The organism is Azospira oryzae (genome assembly GCF_004217225.1).
GTDB lineage: Bacteria > Pseudomonadota > Gammaproteobacteria > Burkholderiales > Rhodocyclaceae > Azospira > Azospira oryzae.
This window is the reverse complement of the sequence record NZ_SHKM01000003.1, coordinates 258803-284499: the sequence shown is the minus strand read 5'-3', so window position 1 is coordinate 284499 and position 25697 is coordinate 258803. Positions and strand designations below refer to the sequence as shown.

The window sequence follows — 25697 nt, the reverse complement described above, 5'->3', positions numbered from 1 at the left end:
AAAAAGGGCGCCCTAGACTTCTCCCATCGCATATCACCTCCTGGGAGAAATCATGGCTCACCCCCGCAAGCTCATCGCCACCCTGGCAGCATCCCTGTCCCTGGCTTTCGCCGGCCAGGCCCTGGCCGACGCCACCCTGCTCAACGTTTCCTACGACCCCACCCGGGAGCTGTACCAGGACTTCAACGCCGCCTTCATCAAGCACTGGAAGGAAAAGACCGGCGAGACCCTGACCATCAAGCAGTCCCACGGCGGTTCCGGCAAGCAGGCCCGCTCCGTCATCGACGGCCTGGAGGCCGATGTGGTGACCCTGGCCCTGGCCGGCGATATCGATCCCCTGGCCGAGCGCGGCCTGCTCGCCGCCGACTACCAGAAGAAGCTGCCCCACAATGCCTCCCCCTATACCTCCACCATCGTCTTCCTGGTGCGCAAGGGCAATCCCAAGGGCATCAAGGACTGGAACGACCTGGTGAAGCCGGGCATCGGCGTCATCACTCCCAATCCCAAGACCTCCGGCGGCGCCCGCTGGAACTACCTGGCGGCCTGGGGCTTCGCCCTCAAGCAGCCGGGCGGCAATGACGCCAGCGCCAAGGACTTCGTCGCCCGGCTGTACAAGAATGTGCTGGTGCTGGATACGGGCGCCCGGGGCTCCACCACCACCTTCGTCGAGCGGGGTCAGGGCGATGTGCTGATCGCCTGGGAAAACGAGGCCTATCTGGCGGTGAAGGAACTGGGGCCGGACAAGTTCGACATCGTCACGCCTTCCCTCTCCATCCTGGCCGAGCCCCCGGTGGCCGTGGTGGACAAGAATGTGGACAAGCACGGCACCCGCAAGCAGGCCCAGGCCTACCTGGAATACCTCTACACCCCGGCCGGCCAGGAAATCGCTGCCCAGAACTACTACCGGCCCATCGATCCCAAGGTGGCGGCCAAGTACGCCAAGCAGTTCGGCAAGGTGAATCTCTTCACCATCGACCAGCTGTTCGGTGGCTGGACCAATGCCACCAAGGCCCACTTCGCCGACGGCGCCATCTACGACCAGATCCAGACCAAGCGCTGATTCTTCGGCACCACAAACAAGAAGCCCCGGCCTTCCTCAGGAAGGCCGGGGCTTCTTTCTGAATGATTGGGGCTTAGCGGCCGAGGGCCAGGTTGGTGCTGGCACGGCTGTCGTTGTCGCCGCGCTGCTGGGTGCGCTCCGTGGTGCGGCGTTCGTTGCCGCTCTTGAAGGTTTCCGCTGCCAGATAGGCCCCCGCGGACGACAGGCAAAAGGCGCTGGCGGTAAGCAGCAGGATCTTGCGGGCATTGGCGGTCATGGTCTTGTCTTGCATGTGGATTCTCCCGGAGGCGAGGGCCTGGGCCCTTGTAGTTGTCGATGGGGTCATTCTAGGCAGGGCCCCGGGTTGCGTCTGTCGCCTCCCTGTAGCGACCGGTAACGGCACATGCGCTTTGATGACCGCGTGTGACAGCGTGACAAAAAAAGACCCCGCCGAGAGCGGCGGGGTTGGAGAGGAGGCCCATCCAGGGAGGGAGGGGATGGGTCTTGGGGGAGTCATGCGCTGTCAACGCATGGATGCATTCTAGGCAGGCCCGGCGGTGCCGTCTGTGGCGATTCCTGGGCCCTTGTGTAACGGTCTGTGGCGGTCCTCCTCTCCATTTGTAACAGCCCCCGGGGTGTGACGGGAGACAGACCCGGAGCGGAAAATCCGGGCAAAAAAAACCCCACCGGGGGAGGTGGGGTGGAGAGGGTGCCCATCCGAAGGGGGGGAGGTGGATGGGACTTTGGGGGAGTCATGCGCTGTCAACGCAGAATCCATTCTAGGGAGCCCCCCGGCTGCCGTCTGTGGCGATTGCAGGAGGGTTGTGTAACCGGGGGTGAGGGACTTTGACGGTTTGTAATGCCCCATGTGCAGCCTTGGCAGGCGAGGGGGCGGGGCCGTTCGGCAGTGGCGCGGGGAGCGGGGCGCTCAGCGCCGCCGCCAGAAGCGCCAGGCCATGACGGCGATGGCGAAGAGGGCGGTGGCCAGCAGGGCTTTGGGCAGGTTGGCGCGGCCTTCGGTGACCAGGTCGAAACCCAGGATGCCGAGCAGGACGCCCAGGCTCTCCGCCGCCGGAAAGGTGGCCTTGAAACGGCGTTTGCAGCGCAGCAGGCAGTCGGGGACGGATGGGAGGGGCATTGAAGATGGGCTAGTGGAGCGGGCATACCGCGGACGGCCGTGGAGCCATCCGGCACGGTATGGGCTGCATTCTAGGCAGGACGCGGCCTGGCGTCATGGCCGCTAGCGTGAGCGTTTGTAACGCAATGTAACGCCAGCGGCCCCGGGCCGCCTGGGCACGGGCTTTCAGCCCGGCCAGGAGAGGGTGAAGCGGGCGCCGCCGAGACTGGACTCGCCGGCGCTGGCATGGCCGCCGTGGGCCTCCATGACCTGGCGCACGATGGCCAGGCCGAGTCCGTAGCCGCCGCTGGTGCGGTCCCGGGAGCGGTCGAGACGGGTGAAGGCGTCGAAGATGCGTTCCCGTTCGTCCGCCGGTACGCCGATGCCGTCGTCCTCGACGTGGATCTGCACCTGGCCTTCCTGCACTTCGGCGCTGACCCGGACCCGGGTCTTGGCGTACTTGAAGGCGTTGCGCAGCAGGTTGCGCACGGCGTAGGGCATGGACTTGCGGTCCAGGCGGGCCATCAGGTTGGGCGGCAGATGGCCCAGGTCCACCTCCACCGCCAGTTGACCGGCCAGTATGCGCAGGTCGTCCACCTCCTCCTCCAGCCAGGGCACCAGGGCGATGGAGGTGAGGTTGAGGGTGGGGCGCTCCCGCTCGAAGCGGGCGTGGGTGAGGCTGGAGTCGATCAGGTTGTCCAGCTCCTCCAGGTCCTCTTCCATGGTTTTCCAGTGGCGCTGGCGTTCGTCGCGGCAGTCCGTGTCGGCCGCCATTTCCAGGGCGAAGCGGAGGCGGGCGATGGGGGTGCGCAGTTCATGGGAGATGGCGCTGGAAAGCTCCCGCTGGGCGGCGATGAGTTTTTGCACCCGCTCCGCCATGCCGTTGAGGGTGTCGGCCAGGAGCGCGAACAGGTTGCTGCGGGCCGCCGGGGCACGGGTCTCGAAACGGCCCTCGCCCAGGGCCCGGGCGGTCTGGCGCAGGGATTCCAGGTCGCGCCAGATGGGCCGGATCCAGATCCATACCAGGACGGCGAAGCCGAGGCCGATGGCGGTCCAGGTCATCAGGCGGATGCGCAGTTCCAGGGGGATGGCGCGCTGGTACTCCGGGTTCAGGTCGGGGGAAAGGGGGCCCACCACCAGCACTTTGTCGCCGCCGCGGATGCGGTGGAACATGATGTCCCGGTGGGAGTCGATGGCGATGTCGCCCAGTTCCAGCTTTTCCCTTTGCTTGGGCGGCAGGAGCACCTGGTCCAGGTCTTCCAGCACCAGGCGGTAGGCGAATTTCTCGTCCAGGGCCTTGATCTGCTTTTCCCACTGGTGCCGGGGATAGCGCTGCAGCTCGTCCTCGATGAGGACGATGGTGCCGCGCATGAAGCGCTTGGCGTAGTCGTCGGTGATGCCCTGCAGGGCCGTGGAAATGGCGAAGTCGGCGATCATGGCGATGCCGACGAAGGAACCCATGGCCAGCAGGTAGAAATTGAAGAACAGCCGGGACAGGCTGTAGCGGGCGCGGGAGAGGCGGGCGAAGCGCTGTTCCGACTCCCGCCGTTCCTTGCCCGGGCTGTTGTCCTCCGGCGCTGCCTCTACCTCCTGCTCCGGCAGGCGGCGGGGGTCAATTCCAGTCATGCCGGGAGAACAGGTAGCCCTTGCCGCGCACGGTCTTGATGCGGGCCGGATTATCCGGATCGTCCCCCAGCTTCTTGCGCAGGCGGGAGATGCGGGCGTCGATGGAGCGGTCCAGGCCGTCGAAGCCGATGCCCCGCAGGCGCTGCAGCAGGTCGTCCCGGGACAGCACGGTGCCGGCGTGGCAGGCCAGCAGCCAGAGCAGGTCGAACTCGGCGGTGGTCAGGTCGATGGCCGCATCGCCCAGTTCGGCGCTGCGGGTGGCCTGGTTGATGCGGAAACGGCCGAACACCAGCTCGTCGCCGGCCCCGCCGCCTTCGCTGCCCTCGCTGGGGCCGGCCCGGCGCAACAGGGCCCGCACCCGGGCCAGCAGCACCCGGGGCTGCACCGGCTTGGAGATGAAGTCGTCGGCGCCCAGCTCGAGGCCGAGGATCTGGTCCATGTCCTCGTCCCGGGCGGTGAGCATGAGGATCACGCCCTGGTAATGGGGGCGCACGGTGCGGCAGACCTCGAAACCGTCCTTGCCGGGCAGCATCACGTCCAGCACCACCACGTCCGGATTGTCGGCGGGAATGCGGGTGCAGGCCGTGTCGCCCCGGGGTTCGATGGCGACTTCGAAGTCGTTCTTGCTCAGGTATTCGGCGGTCAGCTCGGCGAGGCGCTCGTCGTCCTCGACCAGAAGAATGCGGGGGGCGGCCATGACGCTCCAGGCGGAAGGGGAAAACGCGAGTTTACCCCGACTTTGGCGGCTGGGTGTCCTTGCCGTTGGCGGCCCCCGCGGCGCCACTCCGTTTGCGCCGCTCCGGATGGCCGGCAGCGGGCTCGGGCAGGGTGATGAGCAGGCACTGGCCGTCGGGCAGGGAGACGGCGATGCTGTCCCGGCCACCGGGGCCGCTCTCCTTGCAGTGATAGAGGCTGAGGGCGGGGGTGGCCAGGGAATCCTTGATCTGCCGCGGGTGCAGGTGTTCGGCCAGGGCCTCCCGGTCCACCAGGGCCCAGTGCAGGGTCTTGCCGCTCATGCCAGGTCCCCGTCCGGCGCCGCTTCCGCATCGGCCAGGGTCTTGCCCTGGCGCAGCAGCAGGGCGTAGTCGCCGGCGGGCACTGCCCGGCTGAAGAAGTAGCCCTGGAACTCGTCACAGCCGTGCTGGCGCAGCAGGGCCAGCTGTTCGGCCGTTTCCACGCCTTCGGCCACCACATTGAGCCCCAGGCTGTGGGCCATGGCGATGACGGCGCTGGCGATGGCAGCATCGTCGGCGTTGGAGTTGATGTCGCGCACGAAGGAGCGGTCGATCTTCAGGCAGTCGATGGGGAAGCGCTTGAGGTAGGAGAGGCTGGAGTAGCCGGTGCCGAAGTCGTCCAGGGACAAGGTCACGCCCAGGTCCTTCAGCTCCCGCAGGGTCAGTGCGGCGTGGTCGGTGTCGTGCATGACCATGGATTCGGTCAATTCGATGTCCAGCATCTCGCCGGGCACCTGGTATTCCTCCAGCAGCCGGCGCACCGTCTCCCCCAGGTTTTCCTGGCGGAACTGGCGGGCGGAGATGTTGATGGCCACCTTCAGGGGCGGCAGGCCTTCCTCGCGCCAGGCACGGATCTGCCGGCACACCAGTTCGATGACCTTTTCTCCCAGGGGAATGATGAGGCCCGATTCCTCGGCCAGGGGAATGAACTCGTTGGGGTTGATCTGGCCGATGCGCGGGTGCATCCAGCGCAGCAGGGCCTCGGCGCCGACGATGGTGCCCTGCTGCAGGGACACCTTGGGCTGGTAGTAGACCTGGAATTCGTCGGTCTCCAGGGCCCGGCGCAGGTTACCCTCCATGTCCAGCCGGTCCAGGGCCATGCTGCTCATTTCCGGCAGGTAGAAGCGGTAGTTGTTGCGGCCGTATTCCTTGACCCGGTACATGGCCACGTCGGCGTTGCGCAGCAGGATGTCTCCTGTTTCCCCGTCCCGGGGAAACAGGCTGACGCCGATGGAGGCGGTGACGAACAGCTCCTTGCCCTCGACGAACAAGGGCTGGGCCAGGGCCCGCTGGATCTTGCCGGCCACCACGGCCACGTCGTCCGCGTCCAGGATGTCGCCGACGACGATGACGAACTCGTCGCCCCCCAGGCGGGCCACCGTGTCGGTGTCGCGCACGGCCGCCTGCAGGCGCTCGGCCACGGTCTTCAGCAGCTTGTCGGCCGGGGCGTGGCCGAGGCCGTCGTTGATCACCTTGAAGCGGTCCAGGTCGAGCAGCATGACGCCCACCAGGCGCCGGTCCCGGCGCGCCAGGGCGATGGCCTGGCTGATGCGGTCGGCCAGCAGGCTGCGATTGGCCAGACCGGTGAGGACGTCGTGGGTGGCCTGGTATTCCAACTGTTCCTGGTAATGGATGCGGTCGGAGACGTCGTTGATGACGGAGACGAAATGGGTGGTGCTCTGGCCCGACTCGTCCAGCACCGGTGCCAGGTGCAGCTCGTTCCAGAACAGGCTGCCGTCCTTGCGGTAGTTGCGCAGGATGGCGTGGCCCTCGCGCCGGTCCCGCAGGGCAGCGCGGATTTCGTTGAGGCCTTTCTGCTGCAGGTCGTCCCGCACCAGGAAGCGGCCGTTGCGCCCCTGCACTTCGGCAGCGCTGTAGCCGGTGATGCGCTCGAAGGCCGGGTTCACATAGGTGATGGGGTGGTCCAGCTGGGTGGCGGAAGTGATCATGATGCCGTTGCTGGAGGACTCCACGGCCCGGTCCCGCAGCCGCAGGGCCTCGCCGGCGTCCTGGCGGGCGGCGGCTTCGGCCTCGCTGGTGCAGCGGCGCACCGCCAGGGCCAGGGCCAGCAGGGTGGCGATGTCCCGCAGCAGCTGGTGTTCCTCCGGCGAAAACAGGGCGCGGGCGGCGGCATAGATGCGCAGCCGGCCCAGGGCCTTGCCTCCGGCTTCCAGGGGCAGGGACAGGGAGCCGGCAAAGGCGGAAAACTGGGGGAACCGATCCAGGTCCTGCCAGTCTGACGGAAGCATGGCGCCGGCTGCCGCATCGGCGCCGAGGCGGGCAGCCGCCAGCCGGTGGCTGCCGTTTTCCAGCAGACCGACGCAGGCCAGGCTGTAGCCGCCGCAGCCGGTCAGGCTGTCGCAGATGCGGGCCGCCAGGTCCGCTTCGCTGCCGGCTGCACCGGCGGCGGCATGGCAATGGGCCAGCAGGGCAAGCAGACGCCGCAGCTGGTCTTCACCGCTGACGTCCTCATTTGGGTGTTGCGGGGACAAGAGGTCTCCTCCTCATTGTGTACTGCTTGTTTTTGTCGGGGCAGTGTAACAAATGCCCCGCCGCCTGGTTGTTGCGCTGCGCCATGGAAATGGCTGCGAATCAGGCGCTTGGCGTCATTCATCCTTTTCAAGGGGTAGTTCCAACCATGGCCTTTGCCGATATCCTGTCGTCCCTCCTAGCCTTTCTCCGTTCCGGCGCCCTCGACCTGCCCTGGTGGGGCGTGCTGCTGGCGGCCCTGGGCATGACCCATGTGACCATCGTCGCCGTCACCGTCTTCCTGCACCGCCACCAGGCCCACCGGGCCCTGGATCTGGGGCCCCTGCCTTCCCATTTCTTCCGCTTCTGGCTGTGGCTGACCACCGGCATGGTGACCAAGGAATGGACTGCCATCCACCGCAAGCACCACGCCAAGTGCGAAACCGCCGAGGATCCCCATAGTCCCCAGGTGAAGGGCCTGTGGAAGGTCCTTTCCGAAGGCGCCGAACTGTACCGGGCCGAGGCCGCCAATGCCGAAACCCTGGCCCGCTACGGTCACGGCACGCCGGACGACTGGCTGGAGCGCCACGTCTATGCCCGGCATCCGGTGCTCGGCGTGGCCCTCATGCTGGTGCTGGACGTGCTGCTCTTCGGCGCCGCCGGCATCACCGTGTGGGCGGTGCAGATGGCCTGGATTCCCTTCTGGGCGGCGGGGGTGGTCAATGGCCTGGCCCACTTCTGGGGCTACCGCAACTTTGCCTGCGCCGACGCCTCCACCAATCTCTGGCCCCTGGGGCTGGTCATCGGCGGCGAGGAGTTGCACAACAACCACCATGCCTTCGCCACTTCCGCCCGCTTCTCCGCCAAGTGGTACGAGGTGGACATCGGCTGGGGCTACATCCGCCTGATGAGCGCCCTGGGCCTGGCCCGGGTGAAGAAGGTGGCGCCCCGGCCCCGGCTGCGTTCCCTGCGGCCCCAGGTGGACGACCATACCCTGCAGGCCCTCATCACCCACCGTTACGATCTCATGACCCGTTACGCCAAATCCCTGCGCCAGGCCTACGAGTACGAGTTGCGGGCCCTCCGTGGGCGTCTCGATGCGGTGGAGTTGAAGCGGGCCCGGGACGCGCGGCGCTGGCTGGCCGGCGACCTGGGACGGATGCCGGCGGAACTGCGCCAGCGCTTCGATGCCCTGGTTCAGGGCAGCGGCCCGTTGCAGACCCTGGTGGCCATGCGGGAGGAGCTGAGCGCGGTGTGGGAGCGCAGCAACGCCAGCCGGGAGCAGTTGCTGGCCCACCTGCAGGACTGGTGCCGCCGGGCCGAAAGCAGCGGCATCCGCCAGCTGGAGGAGATGTCCCTGCGTCTGCGCCGCTACGCCATTTGAGCCGGAGCGGCCAACGCTGGCACAATGACGGGGCGCCCTGCGGGGTGCCCTTTTCTTCAGGAAAGTCCGATCCCCTATGTCCCTGCTCAACCGTCTGGCCGGACGTCCCGGCTATCTGCTTCTCGCTGTGGGCTGCGTCGCCCTGGTCTCCGCCGGCCTGGTAATCCAGGAGTTTGACCGCCTGCAGCCCTGTCCCCTGTGCATTTTCCAGCGTGTGCTCTACCTGCTGGTGGCCGCCCTGGCCCTGGGCGGGGCATTGTTGCCCCGGCTGCGCTGGCTGTGGCTCGGTCTGATCGGCGTCACCGCCGTCGGCGGCATGTCCACGGCCCTGTATCAGACCTGGCTGCAATGGGTGGCCGACCCGGCCCTGGAGTGTGCCTACGGCGATCCCAGCCTGATCGAGCGCCTGGTGGACTGGCTGGGCATGCAGTATCCGCCCCTGTTCATGGCCACCGGCTTCTGTTCGGCCCGGGACTGGACCTTCCTGCAGCTTTCCATGGCCAACTGGTCCGTGCTCTGCTTTGCCGGGGTGCTGGTCAGCCTGCTGGTCATCGGCCGCCGTCGCTGATCGCAGGCCGTTTCCTGCCGCAAACAAAAAGCCCGCTTCGGCGGGCTTTTTGTTTGCGGCTTTCGCTTGCGGCGGCTGTTTCCGGCGGGGAGGCCGACAGCGTTGGGGGGCAAGGTGTCGTTTCCGCCCCGAATCCGGCTGCAAAGCGGGGGGCAAAGAACGGGTGCTCGTATGCGGCGGTGCTCCGGGGCGAAGACCCAAAGAAAAACCCGCCACAAGGGCGGGTTTTCCGGTAGCCAAGCCTTTGGGGGGCTTACTTCAGCTTGGTTTCTTTGTAGATCACGTGCTTGCGGACCTTGGGATCGTACTTCTTGATCTCGATCTTTTCCGGCTTGGTACGCTTGTTCTTGGTGGTGGTGTAGAAATGGCCGGTCCCAGCAGTGGACTCCAGCTTGATCTTTTCACGCATGTCGCAGCTCCTTAGACCGTGAAACGCTTATTACACTTCGCCGCGGGCACGCAGATCCACCAGGACCTCGTCGATACCCTTCTTGTCGATCAACCGCAGACCGGCGTTGGAAACACGCAGCCGGATGAAGCGGTTTTCGCTCTCAACCCAGAAGCGACGATACTGCAGATTCGGCAGGAAGCGGCGCTTGGTTTTGTTGTTGGCATGGGAAACGTTGTTCCCGACCATCGGGGCCTTGCCCGTCACTTGGCAGACACGCGCCATGATTTGCTCCAGAAAACTTGGAAGGAAAGCCCGCGATTGTAGCGCAACTGCCTGAATAATATCAAGCCTCTTTTGCGTTTTCCTTTTGCCCGGGGCGGCAAAAAGGCCGGAAAGCCTTATCCGGCGTACCTTTCCGTCCCGGGTAAAAAATGCTGGGCGAGTACACGTTGCAGCTGAACCTTGGCTGCGCCCGTGAAGCCGACGAATTGTACCCCATGCCGGAAGCAGCAGTGACGGTCGGAGTGTACCGAATAGGCCATGCGGCAGCGGAATTCCAGCACCAGCGGGCGTTCGTGGGAGTGGGTGGGGGGCACGGACAGCCGCATGGTGAACTGGCTGGAGGTGTGCAGGTTGTGGTCCGTCAGTACGGCAGCGCCCGCCTGGGAAACGTCGTGGGTACGGCCGTGATAGACCCGGTCCGGCTCGCTGTCGAGGACGATCATGCACGACCACCGGGCTGGATACCGGTCATATTGGCGCTGTTCTTTCATTGCAATTGGGAATTGTTGTTATCTGGTCAGCGCGCAGTATAACCACAGACCCCCTCTTACTATTGATATAGATCAGAGCAAGCCCCGCTCGGAAAAAGAAAGGGGCTGGGCGTTGCCGGCGACGACGAAATGGTCCAGCACCCGCACCTCCACCAGGGCCAGGCTCTGCCTGAGGGCGGCGGTGAGCTGTTCGTCGGCCCGGGAGGGCTCGGCGACGCCGGAGGGGTGGTTGTGGGCGAAGATGACGGCCGCCGCATTGCGGGCCAGGGCCGTCTTCACCACTTCCCGGGGATAGACAGCGGTCTGGGTCAGGGTGCCGCGGAACAGTTCCTCGGCGGCGATGAGGCGGTTCTGGGCGTCCAGCCACAGGGCCAGGAACACCTCCCGCGGCTCGCCGCCCAGCCGGGCCCGCAGGTAGTCGCGCACCGCACCCGGGGAATTGAAGGCATGGGGCCGCTCCATTTCCTCCCGCAGGGCGCGCCGGGACATTTCCAGGACGGCCTGGATCTGGGCGTACTTGGCGCTGCCCATGCCGGGCACGGCGCTGATCTCCTCCGCCGTGGCGGCAAACAGCCGGGTCAGGCTGCCGAAACGCTGCAGCAGGCTGCGCGCCATGTCCACTGCGCTCTGGCCCCGCACCCCGACCCGCAGGAAGACGGCCAGCAGTTCGGCGTCGGAGAGGGCGGTGGCGCCCTGCTTCAGCAGCCGCTCCCGGGGGCGTTCGTCTTCGGGCCAGTCGGTGATTGCCATGATCTCAAGTAGAATCGGGCGGATCAGCCATTCTAGCGATTACGACAATGGAATTGTTGGGCAAGAAAATACTCCTCGGCGTCACCGGCGGCATCGCCGCCTACAAGGCGGCCGAGCTGACCCGCCTGCTGCAGAAGCAGGGGGCCACGGTGCAGGTGGCCATGACTGAGGCGGCCACCCATTTCGTCGGTGCGGTGACCTTCCAGGCCCTGTCCGGCCAGCCGGTGTTCACCGACCAGTGGGATGCGCGCATGGCCAACAACATGGCCCACATCGACCTCTCCCGGGAGGCGGACGCGGTGCTGGTGGCGCCGGCCTCCGCCGATTTCCTGGCCAAGGTGGCCCACGGCCAGGCCGATAACCTGCTCACCACCCTGGTGCTGGCCCGGGATTGCCCCCTGCTGGTGGCCCCGGCCATGAACCGGCAGATGTGGGAAAACCCGGCCACCCAACGCAACGCCGCCACCCTGGCGGCGGACGGCATCACCCTGTTGGGCCCCGCCTGCGGCGACCAGGCCTGCGGCGAGGTCGGCGCCGGGCGCATGCTGGAGCCGGCGGAAATCGTCGAGGACCTGATCGCCTTCTTCCAGGCCAAGCCCCTGGCCGGCAAGCGGGTGCTGCTCACCGCCGGCCCCACCTTCGAGGCTCTGGACCCGGTGCGGGGCATCACCAATCTGTCTACCGGCAAGATGGGCTACGCCCTGGCCCGGGCCTGTGCCCAGGCCGGCGCCGCCGTCACCCTGGTCTCCGGCCCCACCGGGCTGGCCTGCCCCCGGGGCGTGCTGCGGGTTGAGGTGAGCGCCGCCCTGGAGATGCAGCGGGAAGTGCTGGCCCGGGCCGGGGAGAGCGACGTCTTCATCGGCGTTGCCGCCGTGGCCGACTACCGGCCGGCCACCCCGTCCGCCCAGAAGATCAAGAAGAACGCCGCTGCGATGACGGTGGAGCTGGTGAAGAACCCGGACATCCTGGCCGAAGTGGCGGCCCTGCCGCGGCCGCCCTTCTGCGTCGGTTTTGCCGCCGAGAGCCACGACCTGGCCACCTACGCCGAGGGCAAGCGCGTCAACAAGAAACTGCCCCTGGTGGTGGGCAACCTGATCAGCGACGGCTTCGGCGGCGAGGACAACACCGTGGTCCTGTTCGATGCTGCCGGCGCCCATCCCCTGGCCACCGCCAGCAAGACCGAGGTGGCCCGCAGCATCGTCGCAGCCATTGCCGAGCGTCTGCCCCACTGATTTTTATCTGGAGAAACAATGCATCCCGTCGACGTCAAACTGCTGGACCCCCGCCTGCACGAAACCCCGCCTCAGTACGCCACCCCCGGTTCTGCCGGGCTGGACCTGCGGGCCTGCATCGAGGCCCCGGTGAAGCTGCATCCGGGCGAAACCCAGCTGATTCCCACCGGCATCGCCATCCACCTCAACGACCCGGGCATGGCCGCCATGATCCTCCCCCGCTCCGGCCTGGGCCACAAGCACGGCATCGTCCTCGGCAACCTGGTGGGCCTGATCGACTCCGACTACCAGGGCGAAATCATGGTCTCCACCTGGAACCGGGGCAAGGAAGCCTTCGTCATCAATCCCCTGGACCGTATCGCCCAGCTGGTGGTGGTGCCGGTGCTGCAGGTGCAGTTCAACCTGGTGGACGAGTTTGCCGCCAGCGACCGGGGTGCCGGCGGTTTCGGCAGCACCGGCAAGGGCTGATCCCGGCGCCGCTCGGCGCCTTGTGAAATGAGAAAAGGCCGCGCTTCCGCAAGGAGGCGCGGCCTTTTTATTCGGCGGCAGGGGGTAGGCCCGGGAGGCAGGCAGGACGGGCCTGTTGGCCATGCCATGGCGGAGATGGCCGTCCTGCCTGCCTCCCGGCAGTGCTGCTTTTTCGTTCTAGGCCAGGGCGTCGGCCCAGATGTTCTTGGCCCAGCCCAGGGCGAACTGGGCTTCGGCGACGCTGCGCACGGCGGAGACGCCGCCGGAGCCGGGCACCGGCAGCACCGTCTTTTTCTCGGCGTCGTACTGGTGGATGGAGGCCACGTGGCAGGCTTCCGTGGAGCTGAGGAAGCTGTAGCAGGTGTTCATCACCACCGGATTGGGATTGGGCGCCTCGCCGGCCAGCAGGTTGAGGATGGCGGCGGCGGCCAGCTTGGCGTGCTGGTTGGCCATGTGGCCGGACTTGGGCATGGTCGGCGCCGGGAAAATGGCGTCGCCCAGGACGTGGATGCCCGGGGTGTTGGTGGATTCCAGGCTCAGCCAGTCCACATCGACCCAGCGGTTGTTCACCAGCTTCAGCCCGGCAGCGCTGGCGATGGCGCCGGCCCGCTGGGGCGGCACCACGTTGAGCACGTCGGCCCGCACCTTGTCGAATTCGAAAAGGGCGGTGGTGTTGGTCACGTCCACGTCGATCAGCTCGTGGTTGGGCCGGTACTCGACGATGTTCGGGTACAGCTCGCTCCAGGCCTTGGTGAACAGGCCCTTCTTGGAGATCACGTCCTCGTTGGCGTCCAGGATCAGCACCTTGGACTTGGGCTTGTGGGCCTTGAAGTAGCTGGCCACCACCGAAGCCCGCTCGTAGGGGCCGGGCGGGCAGCGGTAGGGCGCCTTGGGAATGGTGATGGCGAAGACGCCGCCGTCCTTCATGGATTCCAGCTGCTTGCGCAGGGCCACGGTCTGGGGGCCGGCCTTCCAGGCGTGGAGGATCTTCTCCTGGGATTCCTTGGCATCCAGGGCCGGCACCAGGGACCACAGGAAATCGACGCCGGGGGAGAGCACCAAGCGGTCGTAGCTGAGGCTGCCGCCCTGGGCCAGGCGCAGGGTGCGCTTGACCGGGTCCACCGCCACGGCTTCGTCCTGGATCACCTTGACGCCCCAGCGGTTCTTCAGACCATCGTAGGAGACGGTGATGTCGTCCAGGGTCTTGTCGCCGGAGAGGATGAGGTTGGAAATGGGGCAGGAGATAAAAGTGGGGTTACGCTCCACCAGGGTGACGCGGACGCCGCCCTCGCTCCACTTGCGCAGGTACTTGGCCACCGTGGCGCCGCCGTAGCCGCCGCCCACCACCACCACGTGGCCGGCAGCCTGCTTGCGGGGAACCGGGGCGCTGGCGCAGCCGGTCAGGGAGGCGGTGACGGAAGCGGCGGAGACGATGCCCGCGGCCTTGAGGAAATTCCGGCGTTGCATGGTCATTACTTGCCCTCCCGTTTCTGGGCTGCCAGATAGGTGGTGATCAGGTCCAGCTGCTCCGGGGTATAGCCCTTGGCGATCTGGTGCATGATGGTGGCCGGCCGGCTGCCGTCGCGGAAGCCGTTCAGCTTCTGCAGCAGCATGCCCTTGTCCTGGCCGGCCAGCACGTCCATGGCGCCGGGCTGGGCGTGACCGTCGGTGCCGTGGCAGTTGGCGCAGGTGGCGGCCAGATTGCGGGCCAGGTTGGGGTCGGCGGCAAAGGCCGCGGTGCTGCCCAGGCCTGCGGCCAGGACGGCGAGCAGGGAAAGGCGTGACATCAGGTGGCGCGCAAAGGGCATGGCATCTCCTTGGCTAGACGAAGGCAGTCCAGATTTGGCCCGGAGTATAACAACCGCAGCGGCGGAGTTTCCCCCGCCAAAACGGAATATTTCGGTCTTTTCTTATAACCTGGCGGCACCCTCGGCCGCTGCCGTAGGGGCCTCGCCGAGCATGCGCACCTCCCGCTGGGGGAAGGGGATTTCGATGCCTTCGGCCTTGAAGCGCTTCCAGATCTCCAGGTTGATATCCGAGCGCAGGGCGCCGGAACCTTCCTCCGGGTCTTCGATCCAGAAGCCCACCTCCAGGTTGATTCCGCTGTCGGCAAAGCCGGTCAGGTAGGCCCGGGGCGGCCGCTCCTGCAGCACCCGGGGATGGGCTGCGGCCGCCTCCACCAGCACCGCCATGGCCCGCTCCACATCGCTGTTGTAGCCGACCTGGACGGCGGTCTTGAGGAACACCTGGGTGTCCGTGTAGGACTGGTTCTGCACCACGTTGGCGACGAACTGCTCGTTGGGGATCAGGTATTCGGTGCCGGCCAGGCCCCGCAGCACCGTGTAGCGGGTGGTGATCTGGGTCACCACGCCGCTGGTGGCGGCGTCGATGGCGATGAAGTCGCCCAGGCGGATGGAGCGGTCGAGCAGGATGATGAAGCCGGAGATGTAGTTGCTGGCAATCTTCTGCAGGCCGAAACCGAGGCCGACGCCGAGGGCGCCGCCGAAGACCGAGAGGGTGGTGATGTCGATGCCCACCAGGGACAGGCTGATGAGCACCGCCACCAGGGTCAGCAGGGCCTTGATGATGCGGGCCAGCACCGCCCGCACGTTGGAATCCAGCTTCTGCGCCCCCATCAGCCGGGCCTCCGCCAGGCCGGCCAGCCACAGGGCGCCCAGCACGGTGACGAAAATGGTGACCAGGCCGTGCAGGATCATCCACAGGTCGAGGCGCTGCTTGCCCACGGCGAACTGCACCTGCTCCATGGCGTCGATCACCGGCAGGTCCAGGCCGGTGATGTGCAGGGCCGCGGCCAGCCACACCAGGGTGGCGATGACACGCTCGGAAGCTGCCAGCCAGCCTGAGGGGGCGAAGGCCTGGCGCAGGATGTAGACCATCAGCCGGATGCCGGCCAGGGACAGCATCAGGGGCACGGCCAGGGACAGCAGATTGACGTGCATGTGGGGCTTGAGCAGGGCCCGGGCCAGCACCACCAGGCCCGCCGCCAGCAGGGGAAATAGCAGGCGCTTGACCCCGCTGCGGCCCGCGTGCCAGCGCTCCGGCGTCGTCTGGATGCGGTTGCGCACCTGGCGCGAGGCGAAGAAGGCGATGCCGATGCAGCCGAGGAGCACGGCCATCTGCCAGAAGATGCGGGGATTCTGCAGGTCGTCCCACAGGTCGGTGAATAGCTGGGGCAGGGTTTCCATGGCGCGGGCTTACTTGGCTTGACGTTCGAAGACGGCGGCGAAGAAGGCGTCGCTGTCGTGGCGGTGGGGCAGCAGGGCCAGACGGCCGGCGGGCATGGCCTCCAGCCCCGGCAGCTCGATGCCCTGGGCGGCCAGGATGTCGGCCACCGGCACGGCGACGAAGTCCGGGTGGGCGGCGAGGAAGGCGTCGGCGACGGCGCCGTTCTCTTCCTGCAGCAGGCTGCAGGTGGCGTACACCAGGCGGCCGCCGGCCTTCACCAGGCGGGCGGCGGAATTGAGGATGGCGGTCTGCTTGGCGTTCAGCTCGGCGACGGACTTTTCGTCCTGACGCCACTTCAGGTCCGGATTGCGGCGCAGGGTGCCCAGGCCCGAGCAGGGCGCATCCACCAGGACCCGGTCCAGCTTGCCGGCCAGGCGCTTGATGCGGGCGTCGTTCTCGCTCTCGATGCGCACCGGGTGCACGTTGGAAAGACCGGAACGGGCCAGGCGCGGCTTCAGGTTGTTGAGGCGCTTCTCCGACACGTCGAAGGCGTAGAGACGGCCGGTGGAGCGCATCAGGGCGCCCAGCAGCAGGGTCTTGCCGCCGGCGCCGGCGCAGAAGTCGGCCACCATCTCGCCCCGCTTGGGCGCCAGCAGCAGGCCCAGCAGCTGGCTGCCCTCGTCCTGCACTTCCACCGCACCGTCCATGAACAGGGGATGGCGGGAGAGGGCGGGCTTGCCGGCCAGGCGCAGGCCCAGGGGCGAATAGGGAGTGGGAGTGGCGGCGATGCCGTCCTTGGCCAGCTGGGCGGCGACGGCATTGCGTTCCGCCTTCAGGCTGTTGACCCGCAGGTCCAGGGGCGCCGGCCGGTTGAGGGCGGCCACCAGGGCCTGGGTCTCCTCGGCGCCGTACTGGGCCAGCAGGCGCTGGTAGAGCCAGTCCGGCAGGTCCAGGGCGATGGCCGGGGCGCTCAGGCCCAGGGGGCCGCTGGGGTCGAAATGGTCTTCGCCGCGGCCGATGGCGGCCCAGCGCTGTTGCAGGTGTTCCACCAGCTCGGCTTCGCCGTGGCGCAGCAGGGCTTCCAGGGCCTTGGCATCCAGGCCCTGGTGGCAGGCCAGGTGGGCCAGCAGCAGGCGGCGGGCGTTCACCTGGGGCAGTACCAGGGCTTCCAGGCTGCGCTTGTGGCGCAGGATGGCGAACACGGCCTCGGCCACGAAGCCCCGGTCCCGGTGGCCCAGCTGCTTGTGCTCGCGGAAGTAGCGGGAGAGGGCCGCGTCCGCCGGGTGGTTCAGGCGCAGCACCTCGGTGAGGGCGGCGATGGCGTGCTGGAACAGGGCGGGAGCGGGTGCGTGGGTCATGGCGGTCTTCAAAAAAACGTTGGCCCCGGAGGGCGCGGAAAATCGGTGGGGCCGGAGCCCCGGCGGGCGGCGTCTATTCGCTGCCGACCTGGAGTTCGGTGGCGATCTGGTCGAAACGTTCGCCCTTCTTGTCAATGTGGCGGATCTTCACCGGCAGCAGCAGGCGGTCCGTGGCCAGCCACACTTCGGTGGTGGTGTCGCCGCTGGCCCGCAGGTGCACGGTCGGAACGCTGCCGAAGGCCAGTTCCAGGACTTCCTCGCCGACCCGGGTGAAGCGGATCGTGTCCAGCTTGCGCCCGGTGCTCACCGGCAGATCCACCGTGGCGCCCACCTGGGGCAGGTAGCCGAAGGCGTAGTAGAAGCTGATGAAATCCTGGGCGCCGGGGGGCAGGGTCTGGCGTCGCTGCTCCCTGCCCTGGACGACGCTGCCGGCGTTCCAGTCGAAGTCGGCCCGGTCGCCGGTCTCGCTGCCGTTCTTGCGGGCGACGAAGGTTTCCGGCTGCAGTCCGGCCGGGCTTATTTTACCCCGGCTCTCGTAGGCCACCTGGACCGACTTGAAGAGGGCCGCCAGGCCGGTGGTTTCGGTGACGCCGGTGAGCCGGTAGCGGCCGTCGGCGATGCGCCATTCGTGGATGGTCTGGCCCACTTCGAAATTCTGCTCGCCCTTGATGACGACGAAGCGGATGCGGCCCCGGGGCGGCAGCCGGGGCTCCACTGCCGCCGGCGGGGCCGGCTCGGGAGCGGCCACCGGCGCGGCTTCCGGCACCGGGGCGGCGGCCGCCGGCTCCGGCTGGGCCTGGGGGGCGGGCACTGCTGCCGGCCCAGGCGGGACGGCCCTGCTGGGCCTGGGGGCCTTGGGCACGGCTTTCGGCGCGGCTTTCGGCGCGGGTGCCGGGGTAGGGGGTGTTTCGGGCCGCCGCTGGGGCGTCAGGGTGGCTTCCAGGGGCGGCGAGGGCGGTTCTTCGCCCAGCCCGGGCAGCTCGACTTCCGGCAGCACCAGGGCGCCGAGATGGAGGAAGAGGGAGGTCGCCAGGGCCAGCGCCAGGGCGACGGGGATGGAACGCTTCAGGGATCAGCTCCGGGCCGGGGGGGAAATGAGGGCGCTGGCGGCGGCCATGGGGTTGTCGGCCAGCAGCACCCGGCCCTGTTCCAGGCGCAGGCGGCCCTGGCAGAACCAGGCCACGGCGGCGGGATAAACCTGGTGTTCCTGCACCAGGACCCGGGCCGCCAGACTGTGTTCGTCGTCCCCCTCCAGCACCGGCACCACGGCCTGGGCGATGGCGGGGCCGTGGTCCAGGGCCGGGGTGACGAAATGCACGGTGCAGCCGTGCACACGGCAGCCTTCCTCCAGGGCCCGCTGATGGGTGTGCAGGCCGGGGAAGGCGGGCAGCAGGGAGGGATGGATGTTGATCAGGCGGCCTTCGTAATGGCGCACGAAGCCTTCGGAGAGGATGCGCATGAAGCCGGCCAGGATCACCAGGTCCGGGGCGTGGGCGTCGATGGCCTCGGCCAGGGCGGCGTCGAAGGCTTCCCGGCTGGGATAGGCCTTGTGGTCCAGGGCGGCGGTGGCGATGCCGGCCGCCTTGGCGGTTTCCAGGCCCTTGGCGTCGGGCCGGTTGGCGATCACGGCCACCACCTGGCCCGGATAGGCAGGATCGGCGGCGGCCCGGAGGATGGCCTCCATATTGCTGCCGCGGCCGGAGATGAGGATGACGAGTCTTTTTTTCATGTCTGCTGGGGCCCGGCAGGGGCTGCCGGGACGGTCCTACTTGATCGGTGTGAGGGCGGCCACCGGCAGGAAGACTGCGGTGGCCAGGTTCTGCATGACCCGGTTGACGGTGCGGCCGTTCTTGTCGGCCACCACCACCGAGAGGAAATCCAGGAGGCCGACCAGGCGGCCGATTTCCCGCTCGAAGGAGAGGTTGCGCACGGCGGCGTCCGGCTCGTTGGAGAGGATGTACAGCTCGCCTTCCACATTGCGGTTGTTGTTCAGGCGCCAGGCGACGATTTCCAGGTTGCGGGCGCAATTGTAGAGCTTTTGCGCGTCGAGGCCGTCAAGAACGTAAAAATCGGTCTTGTGCTCGTAGGCCGCCTGGACCATGCCGTTGACCCCGGCCATGAGGGCCAGCACCCGGTCGCCGTGGTAATCCTCGCGGAAGGCGAGCAGCATGGCCTGGGCCTCCCGGCGCCCTTCCAGCTCGGGCCACTGGTTGTTGTCGAAGATGCGGGCCACGGCCGCTTCCAGGGAGGGCTGGCCGACCTTCTTCCATTCCCGGGGATTGCGCCGGTACAGCTTTTCGGTGAGGCGTTTGAGGCCGGCGCTGACTTCCCGCTGGCTGGCGTCGATGACCCGGTCGATGTCGGTCTTGGCGATGGCCCGGGGGTCGAAGCGGGATTCGCTGCGCCCGTCGTGGCTGGTGCGGGTGGTGCAGCCCGGCAGGGCCAGGGCCAGCAGCAGGGCCGCCGCTGCGGCCAGGGCGGGGCTGGCCCGCGCTCCGTCTTGTTCCTGCTTCCCCATGACTCCCCCTTGGTTTTTTTTCTGCGGTTGTGCCGTTCAGCCGGTGCTGGCCTTGCGCGCCTTGCAGTAGCCGATGACGGCCGGCAGCAGGGACACGGCGATGATGAGCACGATCACCAGCGACAGGTTGTTCTTGATCAGGGGCAGGTTGCCGAACCAGTAGCCGGCCAGGCTGAGGGACACCACCCAGGAGACGCCGCCGACCACGTTGAAGAAGGTGAAGCGGCCGTAGCCCATCTCGCCCATGCCGGCGACGAAGGGGGCGAAGGTGCGCAGCAGGGGCAGGAAGCGGGAGATGACCAGGGTCTTGCCGCCGTGCACCTCGAAGAAGGCGTGGGTCTTTTCCAGGGCGGCCCGGTTCAGCAGGCGGGAATTCCAGGCCAGGATGCGGTGGCCGAACCAGCGGCCGATGACGTAGTTGAGGCTGTTGCCGAGCACGGCGGCGAGGGACAGGCTGAGCATCAGGGGCATCAGGGCCATGTCGCCGATGGCGGCCAGGGCGCCGGCGACGAAGAGCAGGGAGTCGCCGGGAAGGAAGGGCACGACGACGAAGCCGGTTTCGGCGAAGACGATGAAAAAGAGGATGGCGTAGATCCAGGGGCCGTATTGCTGGACCAGGACGGCCAGGTGCTTGTCCAGGTGCAGGACCAGGTCGATGAACTGCAGGAAGAGGCCGGTGATTGCGTCGAAAAATTCCATGGGCGGCAGGGAGTATGGGGGCGGATGGGGCGGCTCCGGGCGGGGCCGCCAGGCCCGGATTCTAGCCTACTTGTGCACGCAGCCCGGCGGCGGCTCGTTGAGCACGGCCCAGAACAGGCCCAGGGATTTCACCGCGTCGATGAAGTCGCGGAAATTCACCGGCTTCACCACGTAGGCGTTGCAGCCCAGGTCGTAGGCCTCGTCCAGGTCCCGCTCCTCCCGGGAGGAGGTCAGCATGACCACCGGCACGTGGCGCAACTCCTCGTCCTGCTTGATCTCCCGCAGCACTTCCAGGCCGCTCACCAGGGGCATCTTCAGGTCCAGCAGGATCAGGGCCGGATTGCCCGCCGGCCGGTCGGCGAAGGGGCCGCGGCGGTAGAGGTAGTCCAGGGCCTGCTCGCCGTCGTTCACCACCTCCACCTCGTTGGCCAGGTGGCTGGCACCCAGGCCTTCCAGGGCCAGTTCCACGTCCCGGGGATCGTCTTCCGCCAGGAGGATGCGCTTCAGTTCCATGGAATCTCCTTATTGTCTTTATGCATCATTCGTCCCGGGGCAGGCTGAAGTAGAAGGTGGCGCCCCGGTCGGGCTCGGCCTCGGCCCAGGTGCGGCCGCCGTGGCGCTCCACCACCCGGCGCACGTTGGCCAGGCCGATGCCGGTGCCCTCGAAATCGGCGGCGCCGTGCAGGCGCTGGAAGACGCCGAACAGCTTGCCCACGTATTTCATGTTGAAGCCGACGCCGTTGTCGGCGATGCGGATCACCCACTCGGGCCGCCCCTCGTGCTCCCCGCTCTCGGCGGCGATGTGGATCTGGGCCCGCTCCCGCTTGCGCGAGTACTTGAGGGCGTTGCCCACCAGATTGGCCAGCACCTGGCGGATCAGGGTGCGGTCCGCCAGTACCTGGGGCAGGCTGCCGATGGCCCAATCCACCGCCGGGGCGCGAGGTTCCTGGGCCAGGTCGTCGATCACTTCCTGGAGCAGCTTGTTGAGGTCCACCGGGGTCTTGTGCACTTCGGCCCGGCCGATGCGGGAGAAGGCCAGCAGGCCGTCGATGAGGTCGCCCATGCGGTTGGCGGCCTCGGTGATGATGTTGAGATAGCGGCGGCTGGCTTCCGACAGCCGGTTGTCCGCATCGGCCTCGAGCAGGCTGACGAAGCCGGAGACGTGGCGCAGGGGCGCCCGCAGGTCGTGGGAGACGGAGTAGGAGAAGGCTTCCAGCTCTTTGTTGGCCACCGCCAGCTGGTCGGTGCGTTCGGCCACCCGCCGTTCCAGTTCCTGGTTGAGGCTGCGCATGGCCCGCTCCTGGGCCATGCGCTCCATTTCCATGCCGGCCCGCAGGGCGAACAGGCTGATGATGGGCAGGTAGCCGCTGGCCTCGGGCAGGGGCTTGTCGTCGATCACCACCAGCAGGCCCAGGATCTTGCCGCCGTTGCCGGTGATGGGGGCGCCCATGTAGCTTTCCGCCTTCATTTCCTTCAGGGCCCGGTTGTCCGGGAACAGCTCGGTGATGCCCCGGGGGAAGAGGGTCGGGCCGGAGCCGAGCATGACCTGGCAGGGCGTGCCGTCCAGGGCGTAGGCGAAATTGGTGGAGGGGGCGCCGTGGGTCCAGCTGGAGAGGGTGCGGATGTGGCAGCCGTCCGGGTCCACTTCGCCGACGAAGGCGTAGGCCACGTCGAAGAGGGTGGCCACGTGCTGCACCAGGGAATCGAGGAAGGCTTCGCCATAGACCGTGGCGGTGTTTTCCACCAGGGCCCGCAGGGCTTCCTGGGTGCGGCGCATCTCGGTCACGTCCCGGCCTTCGGGAATGAGGTAGATGACGCGCCCGTGCTCGTCCCGCACCGGGGTGATGCTGACGTCGATCCAGTGCAGGATGCCCTGGGCGGTGCGGTGGCTGGCGGCGAAGCGCACCGTCTCGCCCTGGCGCGCCCGGGCCACGGCCTGGCGCAGGGTTTCCCGGCTTTCGCTGTCCCGGTCCCACCAGGGGGTGTCCCAGAAGGGGCGGCCCACCACCTCTTCCTTGGCGGCGCCGGCGAATTCCAGGGAGGTGCGGTTGGCCTCCAGCAGGGTGCCCTGGGGATCCATCAGACCGACGAAGGAGAAGGTGCTGTCGAGCAGGCCCCGGATGCGCTGTTCGCTGTCGATGAGGGCCTGCTGGGTGCGCATGCGGGCGGTGATGTCCTGGCCGGTGCCGCGGTAGCCGCGGAACTGGCCCCGCTCGTCGAAGACCGGGCGGCCGTTGCTGACGTACCAGTGGATTTCGCCGTCGCCGGCGACGATCTGGTAGGTGAAGTCCCGGAACGGCAGGTGGGCTTCCTGCTGGGCCCGGTGGGCGGTCATCTGCTCCGGGGTGACGCCGAGCAGGGGCAGTTCCCAGCGGGTCTTGCCCAGGTACTGCTCCAGAGGCAGGCGGCCCTTCTGGAAGGCGCCGCCGGACATCATGGTGAAGCGGCAGTTCTCGTCCTGCTCCCAGTACCAGTCGTAGGACAGCTCGGCCAGGTCGCGGAAGCGGGCCTCGCTCTCCCGCAGGTCCCGGTCCACCTCCAGCAGTTCGGCCATCTGGGCGTCCAGCTGGGCGGTGCGGGTCGCCACTTCCTGGCGCAGGGTCCGGTTCCAGAAGAGGATCACCCCCAGGGCCGCGGCGACGAGGGTCAGCAGGCCGCCCGCCACCCACCAGAAATTGGGGTTGTTCCAGGGGCCGGCGTTGCCCACCCGCAGCCAGCGCTGCAGCACCTGTTCCTTTTCCTGGGCCGGAATGGCGGCGGCGGTCTGGTCCATGAGGGCGGTCAGCTCGGGCCAGTCGCCGCGCACGCCGAAGGTGAAGGCGTAGTTGATGCCGGTGTTGCCGCCTACGGCCAGATTGACCAGGCCTTCCTTCTGCACGTAGTAGGTGACCCGGCCCAGGTCGGTGACCGCCGCATCCACCTCGCTGAAGGCCAGCTTGGTCAGGGCCGACAGCTCGTCCCGGCTGGGGGCCAGGTGCAGCCCGGGATACTCCCGCCGCAGGCGGTCCTCCAGGGCGCTGCCGGCCAGCACTGCCACCTTGCGCCCTTCCAGCTGGTCCAGGGTGAGGGGGCCGGTGCCCAGGGTCTCCTGGCGCACGATGATCTTGGTTTCCAGCTCGGCGTAGGGCTTGGGGAAGCTCAGGTAGGTTTCCCGGCCCGGGGTGTGCACGGCGGCGAAGAGCAGGTCCACCTCCCGGTTGCGGATGCCGTCGTGCATGTCTTCCAGGCTGCCGTAATAGACCATCTGGAAGCGCACGCCGAGGCGCTGCTCGTAGAGCTTCAGCATGTCCACCGAGAGGCCCGAGTAGCTGCCGCTGCGGAAGTCCCGCATCAGCAGGTTGGGCATTTCCGTGGCGCCGACCCGGATTTCCGGGTGCTGGGCCAGCCACTGGCGCTGCTCGGGGGAATAGTTCTGGGCCCGGGCCAGGGGGCTCGACAGCAGGCCCAGGATCAGCAGCAGGAAGGAGAGGCGGAAGGGAAAAAGGGAAAGGAGGCGCCGCAGCCGGCCGGGGAGTGCAAGAAGCGAAGGCAGCGCCATGACCGCTTCAGCGCCACTGGGCCAGGGCCGGCGCCAGGTCTTCGGGCAGGGCCGGGCGGGCGAAGTGGTAGCCCTGGCCCTCGCTGCAGCCGCACTCTTGCAGGCGGCTGCGCTGGTCGGCGGTTTCCACGCCCTCGGCGATGACCTCCAGGCCCAGGCTGGTGCCCATGGCGACGATGGCCCGGGCAATGGAGAGGTCGCTGCCGGCGGCCGGGCCGCGGACGAAGGACTGGTCGATCTTCAGCCGGTTCACCGGGAACTGCTGCAGATAGGAAAGGGAGGAGTAGCCGGTGCCGAAGTCGTCGATGGCCAGGGAGACGCCGATGTCCCGCAGCTGCTGCAGGGTGTCCAGGACTTCCTCCTCCTGGTTCATGGCGATGTTTTCGGTGATCTCCAGTTCGATGTTGCGCGGATCGGCGCCGGAGCGCTGGATCACCATGGCCACCGATTCGGCCAGGCGGGGCTGCTGGAACTGCAGGGCGGAGAGGTTCACCGCCACCCGCAGGTCGTGGTGGCCGGCCTGGGCCCATTTGACGCTCTGGCGGCAGGCTTCCCCCAGCACCCATTCGCCGACGGGGACGATGAGGCCCGTTTCCTCCAGCAGGGGAATGAATTCCAGGGGCGAGACCAGGCCCCGTTCCGGGCTCTGCCAGCGCAGCAGGGCCTCGACCCCGGTGATGCGGCCCGTGGCCAGGTCCACCTGGGGCTGGTAGTGCAGCACGAATTCGTGGTTGACCAGGGCGTGGTAGAGGGCCGCTTCCAGCACCAGGCGGCCCTTTTCCGGCTGGGCCATGCGCTCGTGGAAGAGGCGGGCCTGGCCGGGGCCGGCCCGCTTGGCCGTTTCCAGGGCCGCTTCCGCGTGCTGCATGAGGTCCAGGCCTTCGTTCTCCTTGTCGGCGGAGCGGGGGTGGAGGGCGGCGCCGATGCTGCAGGTCAGGTACAGGTCCTGGCCCTGGATGGAAAAGCCGGCGGCGAAGGCTTCCCGCAGGCGCTCGAACCAGGCCTCGGCCCCGGCCGGGTCGGCGATGCCGGAGAGCACCAGGGCGAAGCGGTCGGAGGAGGCCCGGGCGACGAAGTCGTCCTCGCCGATGAGGGCCGAGAGGCGCCGGGCCACGGCCCGCAGCACCCGGTTGGCCAGGACCATGCCCATGCCGTGCATGATCTTGCGGAAGCGGTTGATGTCCACCAGCAGCAGGAGAAAGGGGGCCTGTTCTGGGGCGCTGCGGTGTTCCAGGTGTTCCAGCAGGAAATCCACATTGGCGATGCCGGTCAGGGGGTCGAAGCGCAGCAGGTGTTCCAGGCTGGCCTGGGCCTGGCGCAGGGCGGCCCGGTTGCCGGCCTCCCGGATCTCCCGCTCCACCACCGGAGCCAGGCGGCTCAGGTTGTCCTTGCTGACGAAGTCCCGGGCGCCGCGGCGCATGGCCTCGATGGCGATGTCGTCGGGGATCATGCCGGAGACGATGACGAAGGGCAGGTCGCCCCCCCGGGACTGCAGCAGGGCCAGGGCCGAGACCGAGTCGAACTCGGGCATGTTGTGGTCGCAGATGACCACGTCCCAGCCGCCCTGGGCCAGTTGCTCCTCCATGGCGGCGCCGGTCTCCACCCGTGTCCACTCGATGCGGTGGCCGCTCTGGCGCAGGGCACGGGCGGCCAGCTCCACATCCAGTTCGGAGTCGTCGACGAAGAGGACGCGCAGGGGCAGTGCAGACTCAGGCGATACGGGCATGGGGTATGGCGCCGTTGTATGACAGGTGTGGGACGATTATAGCGACTTCCGCTACCGGCGGTAGCCCCGCATGGCGGCCGCAACGCCGCGCCCGGAGCCGACTTCGGCAGGGGCTATAATG

26 protein-coding genes are annotated in these 25697 nt (G+C 67.8%); 5 read left to right on the top strand and 21 right to left on the bottom strand.

Annotated features, from left to right (window positions below):
• The first annotated feature begins 52 nt into the window (after nucleotides 1–52).
• Nucleotides 53–1060 carry a sulfate ABC transporter substrate-binding protein gene (locus EV678_RS15070; protein ID WP_130460096.1) on the top strand — a complete coding sequence of 336 codons (1008 nt, stop codon included), beginning with the start codon at nucleotides 53–55 and terminating at the stop codon, nucleotides 1058–1060.
• Nucleotides 1061–1133: 73 nt separating this feature from the next.
• Here the strand turns inward: EV678_RS15070 and EV678_RS15065 are convergent, their stop codons facing one another.
• From EV678_RS15065 to EV678_RS15040, 6 genes are all read right to left on the bottom strand, one after another.
• Nucleotides 1134–1331, bottom strand: coding sequence for a hypothetical protein (locus EV678_RS15065; protein ID WP_014236614.1), 198 nt, complete (start codon nucleotides 1329–1331; stop codon nucleotides 1134–1136).
• A gap of 636 nt (nucleotides 1332–1967) precedes the next feature.
• Nucleotides 1968–2177: a hypothetical protein gene (locus tag EV678_RS15060; RefSeq protein ID WP_014236615.1), complete on the bottom strand. Its 210-nt coding sequence runs from the start codon at nucleotides 2175–2177 to the stop codon at nucleotides 1968–1970.
• A gap of 165 nt (nucleotides 2178–2342) precedes the next feature.
• On the bottom strand, nucleotides 2343–3782 hold the full coding sequence (locus EV678_RS15055; protein WP_130460095.1) for an ATP-binding protein: 1440 nt from the start codon (nucleotides 3780–3782) through the stop codon (nucleotides 2343–2345).
• Nucleotides 3769–4479, bottom strand: coding sequence for a winged helix-turn-helix domain-containing protein (locus EV678_RS15050; protein ID WP_014236617.1), 711 nt, complete (start codon nucleotides 4477–4479; stop codon nucleotides 3769–3771). Before EV678_RS15050 ends, EV678_RS15055 begins: the two co-directional genes overlap by 14 nt.
• Nucleotides 4480–4510: 31 nt before the next feature.
• On the bottom strand, nucleotides 4511–4798 hold the full coding sequence (locus EV678_RS15045) for a hypothetical protein (protein WP_014236618.1): 288 nt from the start codon (nucleotides 4796–4798) through the stop codon (nucleotides 4511–4513).
• On the bottom strand, nucleotides 4795–7008 hold the full coding sequence (locus tag EV678_RS15040; protein ID WP_130460094.1) for a putative bifunctional diguanylate cyclase/phosphodiesterase: 2214 nt from the start codon (nucleotides 7006–7008) through the stop codon (nucleotides 4795–4797). Before EV678_RS15040 ends, EV678_RS15045 begins: the two co-directional genes overlap by 4 nt.
• Nucleotides 7009–7154: 146 nt before the next feature.
• Here EV678_RS15040 and EV678_RS15035 point away from each other — a divergent pair, with 146 nt between their 5' ends.
• Nucleotides 7155–8369: a DesA family fatty acid desaturase gene (locus tag EV678_RS15035; protein WP_130460093.1), complete on the top strand. Its 1215-nt coding sequence runs from the start codon at nucleotides 7155–7157 to the stop codon at nucleotides 8367–8369.
• 76 nt (nucleotides 8370–8445) lie between these two features.
• The gene (locus EV678_RS15030; RefSeq protein ID WP_130460092.1) at nucleotides 8446–8937 is read left to right on the top strand and encodes a disulfide bond formation protein B; all 492 of its coding nucleotides are present in this window, start codon (nucleotides 8446–8448) and stop codon (nucleotides 8935–8937) included.
• Nucleotides 8938–9190: 253 nt separating this feature from the next.
• Here EV678_RS15030 and rpmG read toward each other — a convergent pair whose 3' ends face one another.
• The 4 genes from rpmG to radC all read right to left on the bottom strand — a co-directional run bounded on the left by rpmG (nucleotide 9191) and on the right by radC (nucleotide 10851).
• Nucleotides 9191–9346, bottom strand: coding sequence for a 50S ribosomal protein L33 (rpmG, locus tag EV678_RS15025; protein ID WP_014236622.1), 156 nt, complete (start codon nucleotides 9344–9346; stop codon nucleotides 9191–9193).
• A 30-nt stretch (nucleotides 9347–9376) separates the two neighbouring features.
• Nucleotides 9377–9610 carry a 50S ribosomal protein L28 gene (gene rpmB / locus EV678_RS15020; protein WP_014236623.1) on the bottom strand — a complete coding sequence of 78 codons (234 nt, stop codon included), beginning with the start codon at nucleotides 9608–9610 and terminating at the stop codon, nucleotides 9377–9379.
• Nucleotides 9611–9726: 116 nt separating this feature from the next.
• On the bottom strand, nucleotides 9727–10101 hold the full coding sequence (locus EV678_RS15015; RefSeq protein WP_083833939.1) for a PilZ domain-containing protein: 375 nt from the start codon (nucleotides 10099–10101) through the stop codon (nucleotides 9727–9729).
• Nucleotides 10102–10173: 72 nt separating this feature from the next.
• Nucleotides 10174–10851: a RadC family protein gene (gene radC, locus EV678_RS15010; protein WP_130460091.1), complete on the bottom strand. Its 678-nt coding sequence runs from the start codon at nucleotides 10849–10851 to the stop codon at nucleotides 10174–10176.
• Between the two features lie 47 nt (nucleotides 10852–10898).
• On the opposite strand from radC, the gene coaBC reads away from it, so the two are divergent.
• Both coaBC and dut read left to right on the top strand, forming a co-directional pair.
• Nucleotides 10899–12083, top strand: a complete 1185-nt coding sequence (gene coaBC / locus EV678_RS15005; RefSeq protein ID WP_130460090.1) for a bifunctional phosphopantothenoylcysteine decarboxylase/phosphopantothenate--cysteine ligase CoaBC — start codon at nucleotides 10899–10901, stop codon at nucleotides 12081–12083.
• A gap of 18 nt (nucleotides 12084–12101) precedes the next feature.
• On the top strand, nucleotides 12102–12551 hold the full coding sequence (gene dut / locus EV678_RS15000) for a dUTP diphosphatase (RefSeq protein ID WP_130460089.1): 450 nt from the start codon (nucleotides 12102–12104) through the stop codon (nucleotides 12549–12551).
• 177 nt (nucleotides 12552–12728) lie between these two features.
• Here dut and EV678_RS14995 read toward each other — a convergent pair whose 3' ends face one another.
• The 11 genes from EV678_RS14995 to EV678_RS14945 all read right to left on the bottom strand — a co-directional run bounded on the left by EV678_RS14995 (nucleotide 12729) and on the right by EV678_RS14945 (nucleotide 25576).
• Nucleotides 12729–14024, bottom strand: coding sequence for an FCSD flavin-binding domain-containing protein (locus EV678_RS14995; RefSeq protein ID WP_130460088.1), 1296 nt, complete (start codon nucleotides 14022–14024; stop codon nucleotides 12729–12731).
• Complete coding sequence (locus EV678_RS14990) at nucleotides 14024–14359, bottom strand: c-type cytochrome (protein WP_207222278.1); 336 nt, start codon at nucleotides 14357–14359, stop codon at nucleotides 14024–14026. Before EV678_RS14990 ends, EV678_RS14995 begins: the two co-directional genes overlap by 1 nt.
• Nucleotides 14360–14461: 102 nt before the next feature.
• The gene (locus EV678_RS14985; RefSeq protein ID WP_130460087.1) at nucleotides 14462–15757 is read right to left on the bottom strand and encodes a mechanosensitive ion channel family protein; all 1296 of its coding nucleotides are present in this window, start codon (nucleotides 15755–15757) and stop codon (nucleotides 14462–14464) included.
• A gap of 9 nt (nucleotides 15758–15766) precedes the next feature.
• Nucleotides 15767–17095 carry an RsmB/NOP family class I SAM-dependent RNA methyltransferase gene (locus tag EV678_RS14980; protein ID WP_130460086.1) on the bottom strand — a complete coding sequence of 443 codons (1329 nt, stop codon included), beginning with the start codon at nucleotides 17093–17095 and terminating at the stop codon, nucleotides 15767–15769.
• Nucleotides 17096–17168: 73 nt separating this feature from the next.
• The gene (locus tag EV678_RS14975) at nucleotides 17169–18092 is read right to left on the bottom strand and encodes a DUF3108 domain-containing protein (protein ID WP_165397540.1); all 924 of its coding nucleotides are present in this window, start codon (nucleotides 18090–18092) and stop codon (nucleotides 17169–17171) included.
• A gap of 75 nt (nucleotides 18093–18167) precedes the next feature.
• The gene (gene purN, locus EV678_RS14970) at nucleotides 18168–18824 is read right to left on the bottom strand and encodes a phosphoribosylglycinamide formyltransferase (RefSeq protein ID WP_014236633.1); all 657 of its coding nucleotides are present in this window, start codon (nucleotides 18822–18824) and stop codon (nucleotides 18168–18170) included.
• A 36-nt stretch (nucleotides 18825–18860) separates the two neighbouring features.
• Nucleotides 18861–19613: a hypothetical protein gene (locus EV678_RS14965; RefSeq protein WP_130460084.1), complete on the bottom strand. Its 753-nt coding sequence runs from the start codon at nucleotides 19611–19613 to the stop codon at nucleotides 18861–18863.
• Between the two features lie 36 nt (nucleotides 19614–19649).
• The gene (locus EV678_RS14960; RefSeq protein ID WP_130460083.1) at nucleotides 19650–20312 is read right to left on the bottom strand and encodes a DedA family protein; all 663 of its coding nucleotides are present in this window, start codon (nucleotides 20310–20312) and stop codon (nucleotides 19650–19652) included.
• 66 nt (nucleotides 20313–20378) lie between these two features.
• Nucleotides 20379–20825 (bottom strand): response regulator, encoded by a 447-nt coding sequence (locus tag EV678_RS14955; protein WP_014236636.1) that lies wholly within the window; start codon nucleotides 20823–20825, stop codon nucleotides 20379–20381.
• Between the two features lie 25 nt (nucleotides 20826–20850).
• On the bottom strand, nucleotides 20851–23850 hold the full coding sequence (locus tag EV678_RS14950) for a PAS domain S-box protein (RefSeq protein ID WP_130460082.1): 3000 nt from the start codon (nucleotides 23848–23850) through the stop codon (nucleotides 20851–20853).
• Between the two features lie 7 nt (nucleotides 23851–23857).
• A complete protein-coding gene (locus EV678_RS14945; protein ID WP_130460081.1) occupies nucleotides 23858–25576 on the bottom strand; it encodes a putative bifunctional diguanylate cyclase/phosphodiesterase in 1719 nt (572 codons plus the stop codon).
• Nucleotides 25577–25697: the final 121 nt, after the last annotated feature.